Here is a 19,164-nt window from a genome sequence, read left to right on the forward strand (position 1 = left end):
TCTTTAAGCCTTATGGCATAAGGAATCTGTCCTGAGTTTTTTTATATTTCCGATACAGCTTCTGGCAACATATGAGAGATTACAAGGAGGACGAACACTTGGTTCGAGATTTATTGCTATATACGATCGTGATATTATTGTTAGTTTTGATTTTTCAGCGTCAGCTCATTCGTCAGGCGATCACAGGCGTATTTTATGGACTGGCAGGAATTCTGTTCTTTTATTTTGGCATAAGTGATAGAACACTGCTGACCTGTGTGTTGGAAATAGGGATTGGTCTATTGTTCATGACTCTGTTTGGGCAGGCCCTAACCCCCACCAATTATACATATGGACAGCGATTGTTGGACAAAAATCATGATCTGCTAACTTTACTTCGAGTTCAACCTGGCTTTACCTTCAGGCTGGAGAAAAGGGGTGATGAATTTTATTATATGCTGCTTGATGGTGAATTGCTGGAGCGTATGGGGCTGAATCTGCAAGTTAATTTCAATAAATGGGAGCATGTGAAGCGTATTGGGGATATTTTGGAGCTTTCCTCTGAAACACTGGAGCAGCTTACCGAATACTACAAACAGGCTTGGTTCGGGAATCGGACCGTATTTGAATTGGAGTTTTGGGAATATTCAGCTTTAATTACCTTGCATCCTGTCAGGGACGACGGGTTCACCAGATATGTCATCGGTCATGTATTGGATATTACGGAGTATAAAGCTTCCGAGCAGAAAAGAAAGGAGATGAGTGAATCTAACCATGCAAAAAGCATTTTTCTAGCTCATATGAGCCACGAAATTCGAACGCCGCTGAATGGCATCATCGGGCTCTCAAAGCTGTTGAGTAAGACTCAACTGACTGACGTTCAAAAAGATTACCTCCACAAGCTGCTCGCCTCCTCGCGTACTCTTATAGACATACTCAATAATGTATTGGATTTTTCCAAGATAGAGGCTTGTAAGCTGGAACTGGAAAGGGTCGAATTTGAGTTGGAAAACATGCTTCGGCATCTCGCAGATACTATTGGGACTTTGCTGGAACATAAAGAAATAGAGGTCGTTTTTATAACAGACCCGGAATTGCCGAAAAGCTTCAAGGGAGACCCGCTTCGAATGGAGCAAGTACTTTTAAATCTTATGACCAACGCCATTAAATTCACAGATCAAGGGCATGTTTTGTTACAGGTAAAAATGGTAGGCCAGCAGGACGGACGAGTGAGTGTCACTTTTATGGTAGAAGATACGGGCATAGGCATTTCCAAGACGGGAATGGACAAGCTATTTGTCCCTTTTACCCAAGTGAGTACATCAACCCACAGATATGGGGGTTCCGGGCTGGGTTTGGCTATTAGCAAGCAATTGGCTGAAGCTATGGGCGGTAGCGTAGAAGTAAAGAGCTGTTTAGGAGAGTATAGTCAATTTTACTTTAATGTGGAGTTGGATATCGGGGATTTAAATGTAAGAAGCACGCAGCTAGAGAAACCAAACGGCAAAGCCTTAATCATTGCACAGCATAAACTGGTGAGCCACAGCCTAAACGAATTACTGCAAGATTTGGGACTACAAACACTCACCGTTTCATCCTTTCAGGAATATGCAGATGCTTTTCAAAAGGGTGAACATTTTGATTTTGTTATGATTGATATGGGGATGGAAGGCTTTAGAGAACTTGAATCATGGAGGCATTGGTTTCATATACTGGATAAGCAAATGACTCAGGTCATTGGGCTTACAACCGTGTTCCAGTTGGAAGAAGTAGCCGCTGAAGCTACAGAACATGGGGTGGATGCCTTTTTGTCTAAGCCAGTAACTCGGAACGCTCTTCTGGAGGTGCTCCGCTTTAGCCACGAGCAGGAAAAGTCAGTGTCGGTAGATCATCATAGTCTGGAAGCTGTTGCAACCATGAATTTGCAATATGAAGTAGGGGTCTCAACACAAAAGTATCAAATCCTCGTAGCGGAGGATAACGAGATTAGCCAAGTAGTGATAACCGAGTTTTTGGCAGAGCGCGGTTTTGAGGTAACGATAGTCACAAATGGAAGAGAAGTAATAGAGTTACTGGAGCGATGTTCCTGGGATATGGTGCTGCTTGATCTACATATGCCGGAAATGGATGGTTTTGAGACGGCCAGACATATTCGAAGAAACAGGGCTTTTAACAGACTCCCCGTTATCGCTTTTACCGCGGATGCTGTGCAGACTCAACAGGAAATTTGTCTTCGTGCAGGCATTAATGACGTATTGCTCAAGCCTGTACATAAATTGACCGCAACAAGAATATTAAATAGCTGGATCCATTTAGCGTGGCTGCAAGAATTACATGGCATTCACGCGGAGAAGGCGATAGCCGGTATGGATGGCAAGGTGTATATTTTTCAATTTGCCCTACATAAATGGATACAGGAATACCAGTATCTTGATAAGAGAGTTGTGAGAAAGATGGATAATGGTCAGTTATCCTCTGCTCTTCGATTAATTCACTCGCTGAAGGGAGGGACGGGGAATCTGTGTGCGACTGAGCTGCTGGCAAAGGTGATAAAGTTGGAGAGAGCATTGAAGCGCAGCAATGAAACCTCAGGGGGAGAACTGTATCCAGACTGGAGAGAGCAACTGAGTATAGTTCAAAAGGAGATTAATCAAATTAAATCATCCATTCCCTGGATCTAACTGTGTTATTGCATAAATTTGTAGCCGATTCCCCAGATGGTCTTAATCAATTGTGGTTTCTTGGGGTCTTTTTCGATTTTTCTGCGTAAATGGTTAATATGTACGTCCACTGCCCTCTCATTAATAAAGGAGTCTGTGCCACGGAGAGCCTGAATCAATGCATATCTACTAAATACAATTCCTCGGTTCGAATAAAAAAGCTTCATCAGCTCAAATTCCGAATAGGTCATCTCTACCATCTGGCCATTAACGATAACCATTCTTCTCGCCAGATCCAAAGAAATGCCGTTTTCAGGTTCAGCTTCAGGTGAAGTGTTTCTTCCTTGCAAGCGTGTGATTTTAATCCGACGGAAAAGAGCCTCGATCCTTGCTTTGAGCTCCTGCATACTAAAAGGCTTGCAAATATAATCATCTGCTCCCAACGTAAGTGTACGAATGCGCTCTGAAATGTTGTTTTCTGTCGAAATCACGATGATTGGCACGTCCGTATGCTTGCGTATCAGCGGGCAGGGATTCACGCCATCCAAATCTGGAAGCAACAGATCTAGAAGAATAATATCGGGCTGTTCTTTATTGAGTAGGGCAATTCCCTCAGTTGCTAGTTCCACTCGAGTAACGTTGTAGCCTTCCCCTGTTAAATATAAGGAGAGAGTGTCACCCAGCATATTATCATCTTCAATAATCAAAACATTAGACATGATATGTTTCCTTATCTATTTTTAAATTTAGCAAGTTCTTTTGATAGAGTAAACTCCTTTGGACAGTCTGTCAAAAACTCAGTTTTACTCTGGAAATCCAGTAGCCAGACAGTTTTGATATATATCTATTTGATATGAAAATGTACTTTTTTTGAGATTTATCACTATAATACGACATTTTTCATATCTATTTAACAATATACTGCAAGAACATAACCTTAAATTACAAAAAATTAACAAAAGATCTCAGAAACATGCATTGACTTTAAAGAAAATTATGGTATTTTATTACATAGGAGTTGACATCCTCTGACAGACCCCTTAGAAAAACCCACTATATTAATCTTCCATTTATCTGCTCTCAATGTGCATCTCTGTATTCTTTTGTACTCTATATGTTCTTGTGATCGTACTCATGATTTTGTGGTGTGGATATCCCATTGTGAGTTCAGACTGTCTACTCATTTTAGCTTACATATTTACACTCTTTTGCATTTTTTTGCTTTCCATGCTTGTGTTTTTCAAAAATCAGGTCAGCGGGAGGACGAATTATTATGAACACATTCGAAACACTGGAGTCCAATGTAAGATCTTATTGCAGAAGTTTTCCAGTTGTTTTCAACAAAGCGAAAAATGATGTTTTGTACACGGAGGCAGGAGAGGGATATATTGACTTTTTTGCCGGGGCAGGGGCTCTAAATTACGGGCATAATAATGACTTTATGAAAAACCGGTTACTAGATTATTTAACCTCCGATCGGATCATGCATGGTCTGGATATGTACACCACGGCCAAGCAAGAGTTTATGGAGTCTTTTTCCGAGCGTATTCTCCAGCCTAAGGGCTTGAATTATAAGCTTCAATTTTGCGGACCAACGGGAACCAATGCGGTAGAAGCAGCACTGAAACTTGCGCGTAAGGTGAAAAAAAGAAATGGCGTTTTTGCTTTTATGGGCGGTTTCCACGGTATGTCGCTGGGTAGTTTATCTATTACCAGCAACAATTCTATGCGAGAGAGCGCAGGAGTCCCACTGAATAATGTTACCTTTATACCTTATAACAGCATGTTTAACGGAATGGATACGATTTTGTACATGGAACAGCTTTTAACAGACACTCATTCTGGTGTGGAAAAGCCTGCTGCGATTATTTTGGAAACGGTACAGGCTGAGGGTGGTATTAATATCGCAGATAACGAATGGCTGCGTGAGTTGCGACAGCTGTGCGATGATCACGATATTTTGCTCATTGTTGATGATATTCAGGTCGGTTGCGGCCGAGTTGGTTCGTTCTTCTCGTTTGAGCGAGCAGGAATTGTTCCTGATATGGTTGTCTTGTCCAAGTCGATCAGTGGATACGGTTTGCCAATGTCTTTGTTGCTGCTTAAGCCAGAACTGGACATTTGGAGTCCAGGTGAACATAACGGCACTTTCCGTGGGAATCAGCTAGCGTTTGTCGGTGCCAAGGCAGCGCTGGAGTTCAGAGACACGGTAGGGCTAGAAGCACAAGTGAAGGAAAAAGAGGCTTTTGTTCAGCAGTTCTTGCGTGAACATATCCAAAAGATGGATCCACTCATTGAAATTCGCGGCTTGGGACTGATATGGGGAATTGATGTGACCCATCTGGGAGAAGCCTTCGCCAAGGAGGTAGCAACTCTCTGCTTTAGTAAGGGACTTATTATTGAGCGAGCTGGGCGTAACGATACGGTGCTCAAAATTATGCCTGCATTAACGATAAGTATGGAGAACTTGAGCAAGGGCTGCAACATTATTAAAGAAAGCATGGCACAGGTAACCAGTAACTTGGTTACGCTGTAAATGTAATTCCATTAGCAAAACCCCTTGGTTGGAGCAGCCGTCTGCTGTAAGGTAAGCAGGTGTGTGCCACCTTCCAAGGGTTTTTTTGTGAAAATTAAGAAATAACCGCCTGCGCGTATTTTAGTGCAGATTGCTCCAACTGCTCATCTGTCAAAGTTGCGGCACCATACTGCACGAAATAAGGAAGCAATTTAACACCAATCATATGGCCTGTAGCTTCAAAAGGTCTCAACAGTTCTTCGATCGTGTATCTGTTTCGTCCGCCATGTTGATAGTTTTCCTCCACGCTGGCAGCGGACAAGGCGATCAACAACTCTTTGCCCTGTAGCTTGCCACCTTCGCTTCCATAAGCCCACCCGTAAGTTAAAACCTTATCCAGCCATTTTTTCAGCAGGGGAGGACTGCTATACCAGTAAAAGGGGAATTGCAGAACGATACGATGATGCTGCTCTAGCAGTTTCTGCTCATGGGCAACGTTGATTTGCTCATCCGGATATACTTCATACAGGTTGTGAACGGTCACGCTGGATTGCTTCTTGAGTTCTTGCATCCATCTTTTGTTAATACGAGATTCCGCAAGATCAGGATGAACAACAATAACGAGTGTTGACATGTAAAACCATCTCCTCAAAGCTTATTTTTCGTAAGTAAATAACCATTACGCATGTAACGATTTTAGATTCAACCCACAAAATTGTCAACTCTTCTCAATTTTGAGTTCTACATACAAAAAACTCCGACAATCTATGCCGGAGTTGCATTAAATGCATTTTTTACATTAAGCGATATGGTCAAGAGCAACAATTTTATTTTTACCGGAGCGCTTGGCTTGATACAGATAGTCGTCTGTCTCCTGAAAAAATACATCTTTGTCTTTGTTCATATCCTCGGTATAGCTTTTTAATCCAATGCTTACGGTTACAGAAACGATTTGCATTTTCTCCTGAAAGGTCATTTTCTCCACTTCACGCCGAATGTTCTCCACAATCTGATAAGCTTCCTCAAAAGTATGCTCGAACATTAAAATAGCAAACTCCTCGCCGCCATAGCGGGCCGGAATGTCATTTGCTGTAATTTGCTCTGTGATGATTTGCGAGATGCCTTCCAAAATTTTATCTCCAAACTGATGTCCGTAAGTGTCATTGATCTTCTTGAAATTATCAATATCCACTAACGCCAGATGGATGATCGCTCCTTGTTCGGCATATTCGAGTGCTTTTTCATAAAAGTTTTGAAAAGACAAATGATTATAAAGCTTCGTCAAACCATCGGTCATAGACATTTTGCTGATAATCGCGTTGCTGATCATTAATTCCTGCTGGGCGCGCTTTGTCTTGTATAAATCCACTAACAAATCGCGGCCGCTGGCCTGAATAATAAGGGCAAGAAAAGTAGACATAATTAAAAATGTTGGAATCGCCACGATATCAAAGTCTGACAAATAGCTGCGGAATGATCCATCTATTGCTAGCAATAGAAAAAAGACGATCACTTGCAGTGCAAAAGAAAGCCATATTAAGCGACGATTGAAAAACAGAATCGAAGAAAAAATGGGCAACAAGCACAACGCTGGAATAATCCGGATATCATAGTTTAGGCGAATAATCATCCAACAAATGACGGTGCTTGCCATAAATAGAATCGCGAAAGAATACCTACTAAATTTAAAATGTGCCAGCTCTGCAAGTAAGTTGGATCCACTCATGATTAGTGTGGGAACAATAAGGACCCCAACGTAAAATTCATAAGGCGAAGCGGGATAATCAAGGAATAAGTAGCTGCCCAGCTGGACGATAAAATGTACGGTTATAATCATCCAGTAAAGTAATAACATCTTGCGCACCCAGCGGGCTTGCTTTGTTCTGTAATCCATGGTTTGAGTAAGCCGTTTTGTCTTGTTCATGATGTCACCACACTTAATGTATCTATAGCCATTCTCGTATTATAAGATACTATGTGGTGAAGTTGAAGCTAATTTTTTTGAAGGGCATGAACTCGTTTAGCCCAGCAACACTTTTACCTGGTGAATAGTTCCATCTCCTGCAACCGGCAGAATATTATTCGTTAGAACTGTGCCATCTACGGTAACTGTAGCTACACCTTTGGAGACGTGTTGCGGATTCGTGATATGAATCACATAGGTGTCGCCACGGAAGACGCGGGTGACTGTGAATTCTCCCCAAGATTTGGGGATGCACGGATCAATACGCAGACCGTCCCATTCCGGCTGAATACCGAGGATGGATTGAGTAATAGCTATAAAATTCCATGCCGCAGTACCCGTTAGCCAGGAATTTTTGGCTTCACCTTCACGAACCGCATCCTTACCCGCGATCATTTGAGCATACACATACGGCTCGGTACGATGAATGTCGCTGATGTCCTCTAGATAAGCGGGAGCAATTTTGCTATACAGCTCGAAAGCGCGATCCCCGCGTCCTATGACAGCTTCTGCCATCATAATCCAGGGGTTATTGTGACAGAAAATACCTGCATTTTCCTTATAGCCAGGAGGGTAAGAAGAGATTTCACCTAGATTCATATAGTAGCGGGAATAAGGCGGATGTTGTAGTACAATGCCGTAGGGAGTTTCCAGTCGATCACGTGTAGAGTCGAGAGCTTTATGAGCGAGACCTTCTTCAACGCCAATTCCTGCCATTACACAGAAGCCCTGAGGTTCTATGAAAATTTGCCCTTCTTCACAATCCTTGCTCCCTATTTTGTTACCATAATGGTCGTACGCACGTAAGAACCATTCCCCGTCAAACCCATGCTCCAATGTGGCTGTTCGCATACGATCCACATGTGCTTGAGCTGTGGCTGCTTCTTCATTCAAACCTCTGCGCTTGCAAAGCTCAATAAAATCCGGTCCAGTATATACGAATAGTCCGGCGATAAACACAGATTCGGCTATTCGGCCCTCCAAATTCTGTGTCGTCTGATAGGACTCATCTGGTGTAGCGGAAAAACAGTTGAGATTGAGACAGTCGTTCCAGTCAGCCCGGCCAATGAGTGGAAGACCATGGGGACCTAAATTGTCTACAACATGGTAAAAAGAACGCTTCAAGTGTTCAAACAGCGAAGAGGCACGATCTACATTCCCGTCAAAGGGAACTTGTTCATCCAGAATGCCAAAGTCTCCGGTTTCTTTAATATACGCTGAGGTACCGACGATAAGCCACAGCGGATCATCGTTAAAGCCACCGCCAACCTCGTGATTTCCTTTTTTGGTCAACGGTTGGTACTGATGATATGCCCCGCCGTTTTCAAACTGAGTAGAAGCAATGTCGATAATCCGCTCCCTTGCCCGCTCCGGTATTTGGTGGACGAAGCCGAGCAAGTCTTGATTTGAATCCCGAAAACCCATACCACGTCCAATACCGGATTCAAAATACGAGGCCGAACGTGACAAATTGAATGTAACCATACATTGATATGGGTTCCATATGTTCACCATTCGGTTCAGTTTGTCGTCATGACTTTGAAGGGTATACTTGGACAACAGATCGTTCCAATAACTTCGTAGCTCACTCAATGCTCGTTCCACATCGGTTTCATCCGCAAATTGCGCGATCATGGCATGAGCCCGTTTTTTGTTAATAATACCCGGAGACTCCCATTTCTCTTCCTCTGGGTTTTCCACATAACCGAGTACAAAGTTACAGCTTGTTTCTTCGCCAGGCTCCAGTGTGATCTCAATGCAATGCGATCCGATAGGGGACCAGCCGCTGGCTATCGAGTTAGACGCTTGCCCTGCGGTGATGGTTTGGGGCTGATCCAGTCCATTGTAGAGACCCAAAAATGCTTCACGGTCTGTATCATAGCCCGCCAGCGGACGATTCGCAGAGAAAAAAGCATAGTGATTGCGGCGTTCGCGGTATTCCGTCTTGTGATAAATGACAGAATCCTGTATTTCAACTTCGCCTGTATTTCAACTTCGCCTGTGTTCAAGTTACGCTGAAAATTGGTCATATCGTCATAGGCGTTCCACAGGCAAAATTCAACGAATGAAAAGAGTTTGATCTTTTTAGTTTGTAACGATGTGTTCTGAAGCTTGACCTGGTGGACCTCGCCGTCAAAGGAAAGGGGCACAAATGCTAGTTGCGTAGCCCGAATACCTCTGCGTTCACCCATAATTGAGGTATAGCCAAGCCCATGACGGCATTCATACTGCTCCAACTCTCTTTTAACCGGCATCCAGCCCGGAGTCCAATAATCTCCATCATCATAAATATAAAAATAGCGACCGCCATTATCGACAGGAATATTGTTGTACCGATAACGTGTTAAACGACGTAAGCGAGCGTCTCGGTAAAATGCATAGCCGCCGCCTGTATTGGAGATCAGTCCAAAAAATCGTTCATTACCTAAATAATTTATCCAGGGATATGGTGTTTGAGGGGTGTGGATAACATATTCTTGGTTGGCATCATCGAAGAAACCATACTTCATGGCGCAGGACTCCTCTCGAATTGGAAAATAAAAGACCCAACACATGATTATATTCAAACATTCAGCAGTTCTTCCTGAAAGAAGACATTTCCTGCCTTAAACAAAATGTGCTTGAATTCGTCAACCTTCTTTTTCGAATTTGCAAAATATTTGAAATGGGTAAATATACCTTTTTGTGCTAAACTAAAAAAGTTAGGATTTAGCAAGACAGGAGGTTGCAAGAATGGCACCTATCACATTATTTTTCATCCCGTATGCAGGTGGATCGGCATCAGTCAGCTTCAAGTGGAAAAAGCTGCTGCTCCCACAGATTAAACTTGTCCCTTTGGAATTGGCGGGCAGAGGTATTCGTTCTGGTGAACCGCTAAAGGATAGCATTGAGGAGATGAGCGAGGATCTGCTGCACCAAATCAGCCAAGAGTTAGTTCCTGGCGATCCTTATGCCATATACGGTCACAGCATGGGAACAATGATTGCGTTCGAGCTGTATTATAAGCTGGTGGCCGGAGGATATGGGAAGCCGGCTCATCTATTTGTTTCGGGTGGACGAGCACCGCATGTCCCGAGAAATGTCCCGTGGTTACATGATCTGCCCGCAGATCAATTTAGAACACATTTGCGACGGTACGGTCAGCTTTCGGAAGCCATTTTTGACAATCAGGAATTGTATGACTATTTTATGCCAGTATTAAGAGCAGATTTCAAAGCTGTCGAGATGTATAAGTATATGGATAAAGATACGCCTTTACATTGCCCTATCACCGCCCTGACAGGACTGACCGACAACACGGTGACCCTACAAGATGCGGAGGCGTGGGCACAGCATACGGATCAGCAATTTCGTGTGTTTACCTTTGAAGGAGGACACTTTTTTATTCATGATGAAGTAGAACGAATTACAAACATTATCAATGAGTCTTTGGAGCTGAGTACAGTGACTAGTAGAATACAAAATTAAAAAAGAGGTGATTTTTAGTGACAGTAGGTGTATTGGCACATTTGTTTGGCAAGTTGCCTTATCGTGAGTTGGCTGCAAAGGTAGGTGAAGCGGGCTTTACTCATGTTCAGCTTGCTCCATGGAGAGCGATCAGCGATGTCGATTTTAATAAACCTGGCAAGTTCAATCCAGGATTAGCATCGTCTATCGCAGAGGAATTTCGTAAGCATGGGGTATCCATATCAGTGCTCGGTTGTTATTTGCATTTTTTTGTACAGGATGAGGAATTGTTACGTGAGAATGTAGAGCGTTTCAAAGAGCTGATCCGATATGCGGGTCTGTTAGGAGCACCAATGGTCGCAGCTGAAGTCGGACGCAATGAGGACGGGACCCCTTATTCGGAACGGGACTGGAGAGTTGTAAAAGAAGTTGTACGAGAATTAGCAGATGAGGCGGAAAAATGGGGGGTATTCGTAGGATTGGAAGCTGCTAACGATCACTTGGTCGGAACAGCAGCAGAGCTTGCTACCTTCTTGGAAGAAGTGCCCTCTTCACACATTGGCGTTGTGATTGATCCGGGTAATTTGCTAAAAACGGAAAATTTGGCCCGACAGGATGAGATCATCCGCGAAGCTTTTCAGCTGCTGGGACCTCGGATTATCGCAGCGCATGCCAAAGACCGGCGTCTGTCATCATCAGGTGAGATCGAGACCGTACCGCCGGGTTTTGGTGACATGAACTATGGTCTATATATGGAACTGCTGGAGCAGTACAAGCCAGGGGTCCATATTATTATGGAAGCTGCTCAGGAGCATGAGATGGCTCAATCCAAACGCTATATCGAAGGTCATCGGATTGCGGCTCAGAAAGCACAGCAAGTGCAAACGAAATCATAGACACTTTCATATTCATCAATAATTCGGTCATGATTCAGGAGACTTGGAAGCGCCTACTTTTCCAAGTCTTTGTTCATTTGTTTAGCCTTGCATTACCGCCACCATCACCATCACCCAGCTTGCCAAAAAAGCCAGCCCGCCAATCGGGGTGATGGCTCCAAGCTTTTTCACACCAGACACACTAAGAATATACAGACTGCCGGAAAACAGGAGAATGCCCACCAGCATAACCCAACCAGCGGTTACAATAAGAGAAGAATGGACCAGGTTACCTGCAAGAACTCCCAGCAGCAACAAACCCAAACCGTGAGCAATTTGATATTGAATTCCTGTCTGGAATATGCTCATCATGTCTGCAGAAAGTCTTTTTTTCAACGCATGCGCCCCGAATGCTCCCAGAGCTACAGCTAAAAACATCACAATACAGCCAAGCAACAGCAACAATTTCATGATTTAACGCCTCCTTGTGAAATAGTACCGATTCCTATCGATTTCGTCAATTTTCCTTGTGCAACTCTAAACATATAGAATTTTTCGACTCTCATTTGGCAACTAGTGTGGTATATTCTTGCCAGGGCCAATGTGAAGCATTTGGAGCTATGGACAGCGTGTCCTCCACCTTTGTAACGGGAAAGTGAGGTGATGGCGCTGTCTTTTTGTGCTGTCGTTTTTCGGAACCAAATTTTGAGTAAAGCCAAAATTGATAATGGAGAGGATGAATGCAAAAGTGATCAGTAGAAAATCTGTGTTCAGAAAATCTGTCTCTATGGTCATGTCAGCCATTTTGGTACTTCCGTTAAGCTTGGGCTTATTTCAGGCCGAACCCGACCGTGCATCAGCCGCAACCCCTGAATCGACACGCTTTCTGCAAATGTATAAACAGCTAAAGGACCCGGCTAGCGGTTACTTTTCAAAAGAAGGTATCCCTTATCATTCCGTTGAAACACTCATGAGCGAGGCTCCTGACTATGGACACTTAACGACCTCGGAAGCATACAGCTACTGGATGTGGCTGGAAGTTCTCTATGGTCATTATACCGGGGATTGGGGTCATTTGGAATCAGCATGGGACAACATGGAGAAATATATCATTCCTGTTAATGAGGGTGACGGTAAGGAAGAGCAGCCTACAATGAGTAACTATAACCCGAACAGCCCTGCCACTTATGCCGCAGAATATCCGCAGCCGGATCAGTACCCAAGCCGTCTGAGTGGTCAGTATGGTGCTGGCAATGACCCGCTGGACTCTGAGCTGAAGGCAACCTATGGCAACAATCAGACCTACCTGATGCATTGGCTGCTGGATGTAGACAATTGGTACGGTTTTGGCAATCTGCTGAATCCGTCGCATACGGCGACCTATGTGAACACCTTCCAGCGTGGGGAACAGGAATCGGTCTGGGAGGCCGTACCGCATCCATCGCAGGATAATCACAAGTTTGGCAAGCCTAATGAAGGCTTTATGAGCCTGTTCACCAAGGAAAATAATGCTCCTGCACAGCAATGGCGCTACACGAATGCCACGGATGCGGACGCACGGGCGGTTCAAGCCATGTACTGGGCGAAAGAACTGGGTTACGACAACCAGGTATATTTGGACAAAGCGAAAAAGATGGGAGACTTCTTGCGTTACGGCATGTACGATAAATACTTCCAGAAAGTAGGAAGCGCTTCCAAGGGGAGTCCGATTGCTGGCACGGGCAAGGATGCCAGTCTTTATCTAATGGCATGGTATACGGCTTGGGGCGGCGGTCTGGGCCAAAGCGGTAACTGGGCTTGGCGGATTGGTACCAGCCATGCGCATCAGGGCTACCAGAATGTCGTTGCTGCATATGCGTTATCCGATAAGGATAGCGGATTGATACCAAATTCACCTACGGCAGGACAGGACTGGGCGACCTCGCTCAAGCGCCAATTGGAATTTTATACTTGGCTGCAATCTGATGAGGGGGCCATTGCAGGTGGAGCAACGAATAGCTGGGATGGCGTCTACAAGGCGTATCCCTCTGGTACGAGCACTTTTTATGGCATGGCTTATACAGGGGCTCCTGTATACCAAGATCCACCGTCTAACAACTGGTTTGGAATGCAGGCTTGGCCTGTCGAGCGGATTGCGGAGCTGTACTATATTTTAGCCAAGAAAGGTGACACTTCGTCTGAGCAGTTTAAAATGGCTAAACAAGTGACGGAAAACTGGATCGAATGGTCCAAGAGCTATGTATTTGCTGACGAACGGCCTGTAACTGACGCGCAGGGATACTATTTGGATGCACAAGGCAAGCGTATTCTGGGTGGCAAAAATCCGAAGGTAGCCACTACAGCAGCTAAAGGTGAGTTCTGGCTGCCGAGCAATCTGGAATGGAGTGGCAAGCCTGAGACTTGGAGCGGATTTGCCAATCATAAAGGGAATGCCAATCTTCATGTAGTAACAAAAAATCCAGGACAGGATGCAGGAGTGTTGGGCAGTTATGTGAAAGCGCTGACCTTCTTTGCTGCCGGAACAAAAGCTGAAAAAGGAGACTACACCGAATTAGGCAAGGAAGCCAAAGATCTGTCCAAAGCCTTGCTTGATGCAGCATGGGGCTATAACGACGGCATAGGAATTACAACGAAGGAAGCACGTGAGGATTATTATCGTTATTTTACTAAAGAAGTATATATCCCGAGCGGATGGAGTGGCAAGACTGGGCAAGGAAACACGATCCCAGGCACAGACGCTACACCGTCTGATCCGGCCAAGGGTGGCAATGGTACGTATTCCAGCTATAGCGACATCCGTCCTAACATCACCAAAGATCCGCAATGGTCCTATCTTAAAGACAAATACACGACTTCATGGAACAAACAGACCCAAAAATGGGATAAAGGTGCACCAGAATTTACGTATCACCGTTTCTGGTCCCAAGTAGATATGGCAACTGCTTATGCAGAGTATGACCGTCTCATTAATGGTAGTGGACCAGCCGAACCTACAGCTCCTAAAGCTCCGTCAAATGTGAAGGCAAGTGCAGGGGATGCACAAGTTACACTAACTTGGAGCAAAGCGACAGGTGCTGATAGCTACACGGTTAAGCGCTCCACAACCAGTGGTGGCCCGTATACCACGGTAGCAACGGTAACTGACGCCACTTACAAGGATACAAGGGTGGTGAATGAAACCATTTATTATTATGTAACAACTGCAACAAACTCCTTAGGAACCAGCCCGGATTCTGCTGAGGTCAGCGCCAAGCCAACAGCAGCGCCGATTCCGGCAAAGGGAGATGTAATTGCCCAATACCGTGTGGGCGACACCAACCCGGGGGATAACCAGATTCGACCACTCTTCCGTGTCGTAAATAAGGGGAAAGAGGCTCTGGATCTGAAAAACGTTAAGCTGAGATACTACTATACCGTAGATGGCGATAAGGCGCAGGAGTTCCACTGTGATTATGCGCAATTAGGCAGTAGCAACATTCAGGGACGTTTTGTGAAACTGGATAAGGCCGTTAATGGGGCAGACTACTATCTGGAAATTTCCTTTGGAGCCGGTGCGGGAAGCCTGGCAGCTGGAGAAAATACGGGAGATATCCAGATTCGTATGAACAAGTCAGATTGGAGCAACTATAACGAAAGCGATGATTTTTCCTATGATGCAACCAAGACCTCTTATACAGATTGGGAGAAAGCACCTCTGTATATAAACGATAAACGTGTCTGGGGTCTGGAGCCTTGATTGTGAACTAAATGTTGAGCACGGCGGGCGGAACGTGAGTATGCTTGAATTCACTTCCGTCCGTTTTTTTGTGATCGGATTCGTGGTACACTATGATCGTTACATCATTACATATCTGACCGAGGTGACCTGAGACATGAATGACAATTTGGCACAGGCTCTGAATGAGCAAATGAACTTTGAGTTTTACTCTGCTCACGTATATCTGGCGATGGCTGCTTATTGCTCCAGTGAAAGTCTGGATGGGTTTGCAAACTTCTTCCTGGTACAAGCGGAGGAGGAACGGTTTCATGCCATGAAACTGTATAGATACATTAATGACCGTCGAGGACGCGCCACATTGGCAGCATTACCGGAGCCCAAAAATAGCTATGATTCCATGCTGGATGTATTTGAACATGGCTACAAGCATGAGCAGCAAAACACACAAAAATTTTATCACTTGGCTGACTTGGCCCTCGATGCACGTGAGCATGCGACGATCCATTTCCTGAAATGGTTTATTGATGAGCAAGTCGAAGAGGAAGCTCTGTTCGATAGTGTTATCCAGAAGCTTAAGCGTATTGAAAGAGACAGCAATGCCTTTTATATGCTGGACAGCGAATTTGCCAAACGAAGCTTCGTTGCCCCTGCGGAATAACACAGCGTACAGGTTCGTTTAAATGCCCCAGAGACAGGGACAGCATTCTTTGGGTTTACAAAGTAAAAAAGCCCGGTTTTCGGGCTTTTTTTGCGTTATTTTTAATTAATGAGGTTTGAAGCCTCAAGGGATATTGTTATTTTAAATGGAGTTATAGAAAAATTTAATTTGTCGCTGAATGGTTAGCATGCTACAGTTATGTTAACTTTTATATCTGATTAAAAAGATAGGATTAGTTGTAAAGTCGTTTGCGTACATTATTACAGCACTACAGGGAGGCGGGGGACTATGAGCGAGATCTATCGTCTGGCACGACAAGAGGACGCAGAAAGATTGCAGTATGTAACGTATGAGGCATATGAAACAATTCGGCAGTTAGAGCTTAAATGGCCTGCCGCTCAGGCAGACGTTGCTCTCATTCAAGAGAACATTAAAAATAATGATTGCTATGTGCTGGAAGTCGATGGTGTCATCCAGGCTACCGTTAGTCATCTAAAAAATAGAGCCCTTAATTTTATAACTGATCTTCCGTTTGTGATGTGGTTTGCCGTAGATCCGGCTGCCCAGGGCAAAGGATATGGTAAAAAACTGCTGAACTGGGTAGAACAAACGGTTATTCGTGATAAAGTCGGAGCTCCTGCAGTGACATTAGCGACTGCGGAAAAACATCCTTATTTATTATCCATGTATGAGCGTTGGGGATATGAACGTATTCATGCTTTTGACCATCGAACAGGGGACGGGACGATGCATTTACTGCGTAAAGTAGTGAATCCTGAATTATTCTCCACCTACATCCATGAAAAGAATGAAGCCGAGACTGCTCATCGAAATTAGACCCGATCACTGGGGAAGCCTGAATTCGAAGCAGAAATTCCAAAATGTCGTCAGACAGGCTGTGTTTGCAGAGGAGCTTGCTTTTAATGCGTATGGTATAGAAGAACGATAACAGATCAGACCTTCTCTCAAGAAAGCAACCGAAGCGGCGGTGTTTTCGAGTCATTGCGACTGAGAGAGGGTTATTTGAGCTATGGACAAATTGACAGAGATACATAAAAAGAGTAACGTAATTGTATATTTATTTAATTCATATAAAATTAATCGGATTAATGGAATCTGAAGTTGTAGAAATCTGACCATATTAAGGAGGAATTTATTTGAGCAACTCGCAAGCTGGCACGACCAAACGCCGTATAATAGCTGAGGATTTATATCGATTTCACTGGGTTAGTGATCCGGCTGTTCATCCCACGAGTGGCGAAATCGCTTACGTAGAGCAGTGTATTAATAAAGAACAGACAGACTATAACTCGGCAATTTGGCTGTTGCCGTTTGAAGGTGAAGCTCCGATACCCTTTACATACGGGCCGAAAGATGAAACGCCTGTCTGGTCACCGGACGGATCACAACTTGCTTTTCTCCGTTCGACAGACGGCAAGCGCCAGGTATGGATTATTCCAGCACGCGGGGGAGAAGCCCGACAACTTACGCACGTAGAGAACAATGTTCGTTCATTATCCTGGTCGCCGGATGGAGCCTACATATCGTTTGTAGCTAAAACTGCTGAGAACCAGTCAAGTTCTACATGCGATGTAGGTGAGCAGGAGACACATCTTGAGGGACGAGTGGTTAATCGAACAAAAGCTAAATCCGACGGCTATGGGCTGTGGGATGATACTCGTGATCACTTGTATGTAACTGATGTGACTTCAGGGCACACGGTTCAACTGACGTCCGGCGCTTATGATGTGGCGGAGCCCGTCTGGTCACCAAATGGCCAACTGATTTTATTTATCGCTAGAATAGCGGAGCATTCTAAAGAGGATACGGATTTACGCAAGCAAAATGATTTGTTTACGATAGCTCCTGCGTCTTCTAATGGCAATGCGGCAGCACCGTTTAAGTTGACTCATTCCGAACTTCAAATCGAGAGTGCTGCTTTCTCTCCCGATGGCACAATGATTGCCTTTTACGGTCATGATCGCCATGCCAAAGGCGCTACTCAGACTCGGCTGTATACGGTCCCCTCCAGTGGCGGGAAAGCAGTATGTGTTAGTGAGACGCTTGATGCTCACCTCGGTAATGCGGGTATGAGCGACATGCGTTCACATCTTCATGTAGGACCACCACGCTTCAGTGCGGACGGTCAATCCCTGTACACGCTGGTAACCATTGAAGGAAATGTGCACGTATATCAGTTTGCGCTTGATGGAACTTTTAAAATTTTAACCCAAGGAGAACGGGAAATTTATCAATTTGAGCTTACTTCAGATGAACAGCATATCATTGCCGCTTCCACTGACGTCGCTTTGCCAGGTGATTTGTTCCGAATTGCAATCCATTCAGGAAACGAAGAACGGCTGACACGAGTGAATGATTCTCTGCTTGATGAGATTGAGATCAGTGTGCCTGAGAGCTTCTGGACTGAGGTCGAGGATGGTCGACGCGTGCAGGGATGGGTGATGAAGCCAGCTGGTTTTAAGGAGGGAGGATCTTATCCTGCCATTTTGGAAATTCACGGCGGTCCCCATGCCATGTATTCCAATTCTTTTTTTCATGAGTTTCAGTTGCTGGCCGCTCAGGGGTATGCAGTCATCTATACGAATCCGGGAGGAAGCCGAGGGTACGGACAGTCTTTTACCAATGTTGTCCTTGGAGATTACGGCGGACGTGACTACACCGATCTACTGAGCGCCGTGGACGAGGCTATACGCCAATTTCCATTCATTGATCCGGAAAGACTGGGTGTCACAGGAGGCAGCTATGGTGGCTTTATGACAAACTGGATTGTCGGGCATACGGATCGTTTCCGAGCAGCTGTGACCCAGCGCTCCATATCTAATTGGCTGTCGATGTATGGGGTGAGTGATATCGGATACTCGTTTACTGAAGATGAAGTTGGCGGAAATCCATGGGATGATTTCGAACTTTTGTGGAGGCAGTCCCCACTGGCTTATGTGCAGCAAATCAATACACCGCTGCTCATATTGCATGGAGAGCAGGATCTACGTTGTCCTATTGAGCAGGGGGAGCAGCTGTTTACAGCATTACGTCGTTTGGGAAAACCTACTCAATTTGTCCGTTTCCCAGCTTCAAGTCACGAGCTTTCACGAAAAGGGCACCCACAGCTTCGCGTGGAACGACTGCAACGTATTACCGACTGGTTTGTCCAACACAAAATATAAGTCTCATTCGATTTGTAGTGTTTATGGAAAAATGTCAGGTCCTAATCTTAGGACTTGGCATTTTTTAATGTGTCTTGCATCCATTCTCTTAACCCCATTTAATGCTGGTGCTGGGTCACGATTTACGGTTATCATAGACGAAGATATTATTCGTTCATCGCTTC

14 protein-coding genes are annotated in these 19,164 nt (G+C 44.7%); 8 read left to right on the plus strand and 6 right to left on the minus strand.

Annotated elements, in window-relative coordinates; all coding sequences use genetic code 11:
- Positions 1-98: 98 nt before the first annotated feature.
- Positions 99-2,660, plus strand: coding sequence for a hybrid sensor histidine kinase/response regulator (locus PPM_RS11825; RefSeq protein ID WP_013371095.1), 2,562 nt, complete (start codon positions 99-101; stop codon positions 2,658-2,660).
- Between the two features lie 5 nt (positions 2,661-2,665).
- Here the strand turns inward: PPM_RS11825 and PPM_RS11830 are convergent, their stop codons facing one another.
- Positions 2,666-3,358, minus strand: coding sequence for a response regulator transcription factor (locus PPM_RS11830; RefSeq protein WP_014599743.1), 693 nt, complete (start codon positions 3,356-3,358; stop codon positions 2,666-2,668).
- 554 nt (positions 3,359-3,912) lie between these two features.
- Between PPM_RS11830 and ectB the strand changes: the two genes are divergently transcribed.
- Positions 3,913-5,175 (plus strand): diaminobutyrate--2-oxoglutarate transaminase, encoded by a 1,263-nt coding sequence (gene ectB, locus PPM_RS11835; protein ID WP_013371097.1) that lies wholly within the window; start codon positions 3,913-3,915, stop codon positions 5,173-5,175.
- Positions 5,176-5,269: 94 nt separating this feature from the next.
- Here ectB and PPM_RS11840 read toward each other — a convergent pair whose 3' ends face one another.
- The 4 genes from PPM_RS11840 to PPM_RS30020 all read right to left on the minus strand — a co-directional run bounded on the left by PPM_RS11840 (position 5,270) and on the right by PPM_RS30020 (position 9,627).
- Positions 5,270-5,788, minus strand: coding sequence for an NAD(P)H-dependent oxidoreductase (locus tag PPM_RS11840; protein WP_014599744.1), 519 nt, complete (start codon positions 5,786-5,788; stop codon positions 5,270-5,272).
- A gap of 165 nt (positions 5,789-5,953) precedes the next feature.
- Positions 5,954-7,078, minus strand: coding sequence for a GGDEF domain-containing protein (locus PPM_RS11845; RefSeq protein WP_013371099.1), 1,125 nt, complete (start codon positions 7,076-7,078; stop codon positions 5,954-5,956).
- A gap of 96 nt (positions 7,079-7,174) precedes the next feature.
- On the minus strand, positions 7,175-8,974 hold the full coding sequence (locus PPM_RS11850) for a GH36-type glycosyl hydrolase domain-containing protein (RefSeq protein WP_014599746.1): 1,800 nt from the start codon (positions 8,972-8,974) through the stop codon (positions 7,175-7,177).
- The gene (locus PPM_RS30020) at positions 8,908-9,627 is read right to left on the minus strand and encodes a glycosyl transferase (RefSeq protein WP_014599747.1); all 720 of its coding nucleotides are present in this window, start codon (positions 9,625-9,627) and stop codon (positions 8,908-8,910) included. The genes PPM_RS11850 and PPM_RS30020 overlap by 67 nt, the downstream gene beginning before the upstream one ends.
- A gap of 223 nt (positions 9,628-9,850) precedes the next feature.
- On the opposite strand from PPM_RS30020, the gene PPM_RS11860 reads away from it, so the two are divergent.
- Together PPM_RS11860 and PPM_RS11865 are read left to right on the plus strand one after the other, a co-directional pair.
- On the plus strand, positions 9,851-10,585 hold the full coding sequence (locus PPM_RS11860; RefSeq protein ID WP_013371103.1) for a thioesterase II family protein: 735 nt from the start codon (positions 9,851-9,853) through the stop codon (positions 10,583-10,585).
- A 17-nt stretch (positions 10,586-10,602) separates the two neighbouring features.
- Positions 10,603-11,460 carry a sugar phosphate isomerase/epimerase family protein gene (locus PPM_RS11865; protein WP_013371104.1) on the plus strand — a complete coding sequence of 286 codons (858 nt, stop codon included), beginning with the start codon at positions 10,603-10,605 and terminating at the stop codon, positions 11,458-11,460.
- Between the two features lie 81 nt (positions 11,461-11,541).
- Here the strand turns inward: PPM_RS11865 and PPM_RS11870 are convergent, their stop codons facing one another.
- Positions 11,542-11,910 (minus strand): DUF423 domain-containing protein, encoded by a 369-nt coding sequence (locus tag PPM_RS11870; RefSeq protein ID WP_013371105.1) that lies wholly within the window; start codon positions 11,908-11,910, stop codon positions 11,542-11,544.
- A 277-nt stretch (positions 11,911-12,187) separates the two neighbouring features.
- Here PPM_RS11870 and PPM_RS11875 point away from each other — a divergent pair, with 277 nt between their 5' ends.
- From PPM_RS11875 to PPM_RS11890, 4 genes are all read left to right on the plus strand, one after another.
- A complete protein-coding gene (locus PPM_RS11875) occupies positions 12,188-15,175 on the plus strand; it encodes a glycoside hydrolase family 48 protein (RefSeq protein WP_013371106.1) in 2,988 nt (995 codons plus the stop codon).
- A gap of 136 nt (positions 15,176-15,311) precedes the next feature.
- Positions 15,312-15,815 (plus strand): ferritin, encoded by a 504-nt coding sequence (locus PPM_RS11880; protein ID WP_013371107.1) that lies wholly within the window; start codon positions 15,312-15,314, stop codon positions 15,813-15,815.
- Between the two features lie 288 nt (positions 15,816-16,103).
- Positions 16,104-16,652: a GNAT family N-acetyltransferase gene (locus tag PPM_RS11885; protein ID WP_013371108.1), complete on the plus strand. Its 549-nt coding sequence runs from the start codon at positions 16,104-16,106 to the stop codon at positions 16,650-16,652.
- A gap of 320 nt (positions 16,653-16,972) precedes the next feature.
- Positions 16,973-19,000 carry an alpha/beta hydrolase family protein gene (locus PPM_RS11890; RefSeq protein WP_013371110.1) on the plus strand — a complete coding sequence of 676 codons (2,028 nt, stop codon included), beginning with the start codon at positions 16,973-16,975 and terminating at the stop codon, positions 18,998-19,000.
- The last annotated feature ends 164 nt before the right edge of the window (positions 19,001-19,164 follow it).

The organism is Paenibacillus polymyxa M1, from assembly GCF_000237325.1.
Classification (GTDB): domain Bacteria; phylum Bacillota; class Bacilli; order Paenibacillales; family Paenibacillaceae; genus Paenibacillus; species Paenibacillus polymyxa_C.

Bases quoted from the DNA above. Each gene is read 5' to 3' on its own strand.
- PPM_RS11830 (WP_014599743.1), bottom strand. From the start codon at position 3,358: ATGTCTAATGTTTTGATTATTGAAGATGATAATATGCTGGGTGACACT.
- ectB (WP_013371097.1), top strand. From the start codon at position 3,913: ATGAACACATTCGAAACACTGGAGTCCAATGTAAGATCTTATTGCAGA.
- PPM_RS11840 (WP_014599744.1), bottom strand. From the start codon at position 5,788: ATGTCAACACTCGTTATTGTTGTTCATCCTGATCTTGCGGAATCTCGT.
- PPM_RS11845 (WP_013371099.1), bottom strand. From the start codon at position 7,078: ATGAACAAGACAAAACGGCTTACTCAAACCATGGATTACAGAACAAAG.
- PPM_RS30020 (WP_014599747.1), bottom strand. From the start codon at position 9,627: ATGAAGTATGGTTTCTTCGATGATGCCAACCAAGAATATGTTATCCAC.
- PPM_RS11860 (WP_013371103.1), top strand. From the start codon at position 9,851: ATGGCACCTATCACATTATTTTTCATCCCGTATGCAGGTGGATCGGCA.
- PPM_RS11870 (WP_013371105.1), bottom strand. From the start codon at position 11,910: ATGAAATTGTTGCTGTTGCTTGGCTGTATTGTGATGTTTTTAGCTGTA.
- PPM_RS11880 (WP_013371107.1), top strand. From the start codon at position 15,312: ATGAATGACAATTTGGCACAGGCTCTGAATGAGCAAATGAACTTTGAG.
- PPM_RS11885 (WP_013371108.1), top strand. From the start codon at position 16,104: ATGAGCGAGATCTATCGTCTGGCACGACAAGAGGACGCAGAAAGATTG.